The organism is Burkholderia sp. Ac-20392, from assembly GCF_017104585.1.
In the GTDB taxonomy this organism is placed as follows: domain Bacteria; phylum Pseudomonadota; class Gammaproteobacteria; order Burkholderiales; family Burkholderiaceae; genus Burkholderia; species Burkholderia lata.
Genome location: NZ_JAAGPB010000560.1, coordinates 1 through 5,222, shown reverse-complemented (window position 1 = coordinate 5,222; position 5,222 = coordinate 1). Strand labels below are relative to the sequence as shown.

Annotated in this window: 2 protein-coding genes; both read left to right on the top strand. The window is 69.4% G+C overall.

Annotated elements, in window-relative coordinates; translation table 11 throughout:
- Window positions 1-2,374 (top strand): alpha-1,4-glucan--maltose-1-phosphate maltosyltransferase (locus tag G3N99_RS34440; protein WP_206124602.1); only part of this gene is annotated, 2,374 nt, incomplete at its 5' end.
- On the top strand, window positions 2,374-5,222 hold a 2,849-nt coding region (gene treS, locus G3N99_RS34435; RefSeq protein WP_206124601.1), incomplete at its 3' end, for a maltose alpha-D-glucosyltransferase. The genes G3N99_RS34440 and treS, both read left to right, overlap by 1 nt.

Below are 5,222 nucleotides of genomic sequence, written 5' to 3'. Positions count from 1 at the left end.
CGCGGCCGCACGCGGCGAAATCGTGCAGTTGAGCGCGCCTGGCGCAGCGGCGACCGCACTGCTGCGCGGCACCGGGCCGTCGCTCGAACACGACGAAGCGGCGCTGCTGATCGCACTGAATCCCGATCTCGATGCAGCGGTGGCGGTCGACCCCGCGACGATCCTGCCCGGCGTGCCGGGCGGATTCACGCGCGTCGCCACGCCCGACGCTGCGCAAACCCACCCGCCGGCCGCGCTCGAACCGTTCACGCTCGAACCCGGTGCGTACGCTTTGCTGCACGCGTGGCAGGCGCCGCCCGTCACGACACGCGGCGACGCCACCCACGAGCGCGCTGCATTCTCCGCAGCGCTCGCGGCCGAACGGATCGCGATCGAACGCGTCGAGCCGTCGGTCGACGGCGGCCGCTTCGCGGTCAAGCGCGTGATCGGCGAGACGCTCGTCGTCCACGCGTCGATCTTCACCGACGGGCACGCGCATCTCGCGGCCGCGCTGCAGTGGCGCGCCGCCGGCGACGACGACTGGCGCGAAATCCCGTTCGAAGCAGAACCGAACGACGGCTGGCACGCGCGCGTGACGCTCGACCGGCTCGGCCGCCATGAATTTCGCGTGCTCGCGTGGCGCGACGACTGGGCGTCGCTCGTCCACGATGTCGCGAAGAAACACGCGGCCGGCCAGGACGTGACGCTCGAACTGCGCGAAGCGCAGCTGCTGCTCGCGACCGCGCTCAAGCTCGCCGATCCACTCGATGCGCGCGCGCTCACGCAGATGAAACAACGCATCGCTGAATTCAAGGACGCGCCGGCCGACGCGCGGCTCGCGCAGCTCGGCGCGGCGCCGCTTGCCGATGCGTTCGCGGCACTGCGCTATCGCCCGTTCGTCACGCACGACGAAACGACTTACCCGGTCGACGTCGAGCGCCGCGCGGCGCGCTTCTCCAGCTGGTACGAGATGTTTCCGCGCTCGGCGAGCGACGACCCGCACCGGCACGGCACGTTCGATGACGTGATCGCGCACCTGCCGCGCATCCGCGACATGGGTTTCGACGTGCTGTATTTCCCGCCGATCCACCCGATCGGCGCGACCGCGCGCAAGGGACGCAACAACAGCCTGAAGGCCGGCCCCGACGACGTCGGCAGCCCGTACGCGATCGGCTCGCCGGACGGCGGCCACACGGCCGTGCACCCGCAGCTCGGCACGCTCGATTCGTTCCGCGCGCTGGTCGATGCCGCGCGCGGCCACGGGCTCGAGATCGCGCTCGATTTCGCGATCCAGTGCTCGCCCGATCATCCTTGGCTCGCCGCGCATCCAGGCTGGTTCGCGTGGCGGCCGGACGGCTCGCTGCGCTTCGCGGAAAATCCGCCGAAGCGCTACCAGGACATCGTGAACCCCGATTTCTACGCACCGGACGCGCTGCCCGACCTGTGGCTCGCGCTGCGCGACGCGGTGCTGTTCTGGGTCGATGCCGGCGTGCGGATCTTCCGCGTCGACAATCCGCACACGAAGCCGCTGCCGTTCTGGGCGTGGATGATCGACGACGTGCGCGGCCGGCATCCGGACGTCGTGTTCCTGTCCGAAGCGTTCACGCGGCCGGGCATGATGTACCGGCTCGCGAAGGTCGGCTTCTCGCAGTCGTACACGTACTTCACGTGGCGCGAGTCGAAGCGCGAATTCATCGACTACCTGACCGAACTCACGACCGGCCCCGCGCGCGAATTCTTCCGGCCGAACTTCTTCGTCAACACGCCCGACATCAACCCGCGCCACCTGCAGAACGCGCCGCGCACGCAGTTCGTGATCCGCGCGGCGCTCGCGGCGACGCTGGCCGGGTCCTGGGGCCTGTACTCGGGCTTCGAACTCGGCGAATCGGCGCCGCTGCCGGACAGCGAGGAATACGCGAACGCGGAGAAGTACGAGCTGCGTGCACGCGACTGGAGCAAGGCCGCGCATATCGGCGCCGAGGTCGCGCGGCTGAACCGCGCGCGGCGCGCTCACCCGGCGCTGCAGACGCATCTCGGCCTCACGTTCGCCGATGCGGACAACGACACGGTGCTCGTGTTCGTGAAGGCGACGCCGGCGTTCGACAGTGTGGTCGTCGTCGCGATCAGCACCGACCCGTGGCATCCGCAAGTCGCGAACTTCACGCTCGATGCGTCGCTGTGGCGCGGCTTCGGGCTCGTCGACGGCGAACCGCTCGACGCGCTCGAGCAGGACGCCACGCATGCGGAAACATGGCGCGGGCATCGCCAGTACGTATCGCTCGATCCGCACGTGCGGCCGTATGCGATCTGGCGGCTCACGCCGCATCCAGGCGCCGCGCGGGCGGCGGCGCGCGAACCGGGCGATGCCCGGTCACCTTCGGGAGGGCACGGATGATGAAACGCGAAGATTCCCTCGACGACGTACGCCGCGCGCAATTCCCGTCGCTGGCGCCGGCCGGCACACCGCGCCGGCGCCGTGCACGCCGCCGCGCACCGGCGCTCTGCGCGGACGATCCGCTGTGGTACAAGGACGCGATCATCTACCAGGTGCACGTGAAGTCGTTCTACGACTCGAACAACGACGGCATCGGCGATTTCCCCGGCCTGATCGCGAAGCTCGACTACATCGCCGAACTCGGCGTCGACACGATCTGGCTGCTGCCGTTCTACCCGTCGCCGCGCCGCGACGACGGCTACGACATCGCCGACTACCGCGACGTGCATCCCGACTACGGCACGCTGGCCGACGTGCGGCGCTTCATCCGCGAAGCGCATGCGCGCGGCATTCGCGTGATCACCGAGCTCGTGATCAATCACACGTCGGACCAGCATCCGTGGTTCCAGCGCGCGCGCCGCGCGAAACCGGGTTCGACGCACCGCGACTATTACGTGTGGTCCGACACCGACACGAAATACGCGGGCACGCGGATCATCTTCCTCGATACGGAAACGTCGAACTGGGCGCACGACCCGGTCGCCGGCCAGTATTACTGGCACCGCTTCTATTCGCACCAGCCGGACCTGAACTTCGACAACCCGGCCGTCGTGCGCGAGGTGATGCAGGTGATGCGCTTCTGGCTCGACCTCGGCATCGACGGGCTGCGGCTCGACGCGGTGCCGTATCTCGTCGCGCGTGAGGGCACCAACAACGAGAACCTGCCCGAGACGCACGCGATCCTGAAGCGGATCCGCGCGACGATCGACGCCGAGTATCCGAACCGGATGCTGCTCGCCGAAGCGAACCAGTGGCCGGAAGACGTGCAGGAATATTTCGGCGACGAGGACGAATGCCACATGGCGTTCCACTTCCCGCTGATGCCGCGCATCTACATGTCGATCGCGAGCGAGGATCGCTTCCCGATCGTCGACATCATGCGGCAGACGCCGGAACTCGCGCCGAGCAACCAGTGGGCCGTGTTCCTGCGCAACCACGACGAGCTGACGCTCGAGATGGTCACCGACTCCGAGCGCGACCTGCTGTGGCAGACCTATGCGAGCGACCGGCGCGCGCGGCTGAACCTCGGCATCCGGCGCCGGCTCGCGCCGCTGATGGAACGCGACCGGCGCCGCATCGAGCTGATCAACTCGCTGCTGCTGTCGATGCCGGGCACGCCGGTGATCTACTACGGCGACGAGCTCGGGATGGGCGACAACATCCACCTCGGCGACCGCGACGGCGTGCGCACGCCGATGCAGTGGTCGTCGGACCGCAACGGCGGCTTCTCGCGCGCCGACCCCGAACTGCTCGTGCTGCCGCCGGTGATGGGTTCGCTGTACGGCTATGACGCGGTCAACGTCGAGGCGCAGACGCGCGACCCGCATTCGCTGCTGAACTGGACGCGCCGCATCCTGTCGACGCGCCGCGCGTCGCAGGCGTTCGGACGCGGCACGATCCGCTTCCTGCGCCCGGAAAACCGCAAGGTGCTCGCGTACCTGCGCGAGCTGGACGGCGACGATCCGGTGCTGTGCGTCGCGAACCTGTCGCGTGCGTCGCAGGCCGTCGAGCTCGACCTGTCCGAATTCGCGGGCCGCGTGCCGATCGAGATGACGTCGGATTCGCCGTTTCCGCCGATCGGCCAGCTCCCGTATCTCCTCACCTTCCCGCCGTACGGATTCCTGTGGTTCGTACTGGCCGGGCACGGCCGTGAGCCGTCGTGGCGGCAGCCCCATGCGGAGCCGCTGCCCGAATACGTGACGCTCGTGATGCGGCGCGGCGATGCGCGGCCGGATATCGAACAGCTGCACGTGCTCGCGCACGATGCGTTGCCGTCGTGGCTCGCGCGGCGGCGCTGGTTCGCGTCGAAGGACCGTGCGATCGGCGCGGCCCGGCTGAACGTCGTCACGCCGGTGCCGGGCGAACCGTTCCAGTATGCGGAGGCCTGGGTCGAATCCGATGTGCAGGACGACGTCGAACGCTACGTCGTGCCGCTGGCAGCCGCGTGGGGCGGCGAGACCTCGCAGCCGCTGTTCGCGCAGCTCGCGCTGGCGCGCGTGCGGCGCGGCCATTCGGTCGGTTACCTGACCGACGCGTTCGCGCTGCCGGCGTTCGCACACGGGATGCTGCGCAAGCTGCGCGACGGCGCGACGGTGCCGACCTCCGACGACGGCCGGCTCGCGTTCCTGCCGGAAGACGCGCTCGCCGCGCTCGATCCCGGCGACGACGCCGACGTGCGCTGGCTCGCGGCCGAGCAGAGCAACAGCTCGCTCGTGATCGGCGACGCGATCGTGCTGAAACTGGTGCGCAAGGTCGCGCACGGCGTGCATCCGGAAGCGGAAATGAGCCGTTATCTGACGCGGATCGGCTACCCGAACACCGCGACGCTCGCGGGCGAAGTCGTGCACGTCGATCCGGACGGCACGCCGCATACGGTCGCGATCCTGCAGCGCTACGTCGACAACCAGGGCGACGCGTGGACGCGTTCGTTCGACTTCCTGCGGCGCGCGGTGGACGAGCTCGCACTGCCGGCCGCCGACGAAGAAGAGACCGACGAAACGGACGAGGAACCCGACGCGCTGCTCGGCTATGCGGCGTTCGCGGGGATCATCGGCACGCGGCTGGGCCAGTTGCACGTCGCGCTCGCGCAGCCGTCCGACGATCCGGCGTTCGCGCCGGAGCATGCGACGCCCGAACACGTCGACGGCTGGTGCGCGGACGCGATCGCGTCGTTCGAGCACGCGCTCGGCGTGCTGCGCACGCGGCTCGATGCGCTCGATCCTGCGATGCGCGCGGCGGCCGACACGCT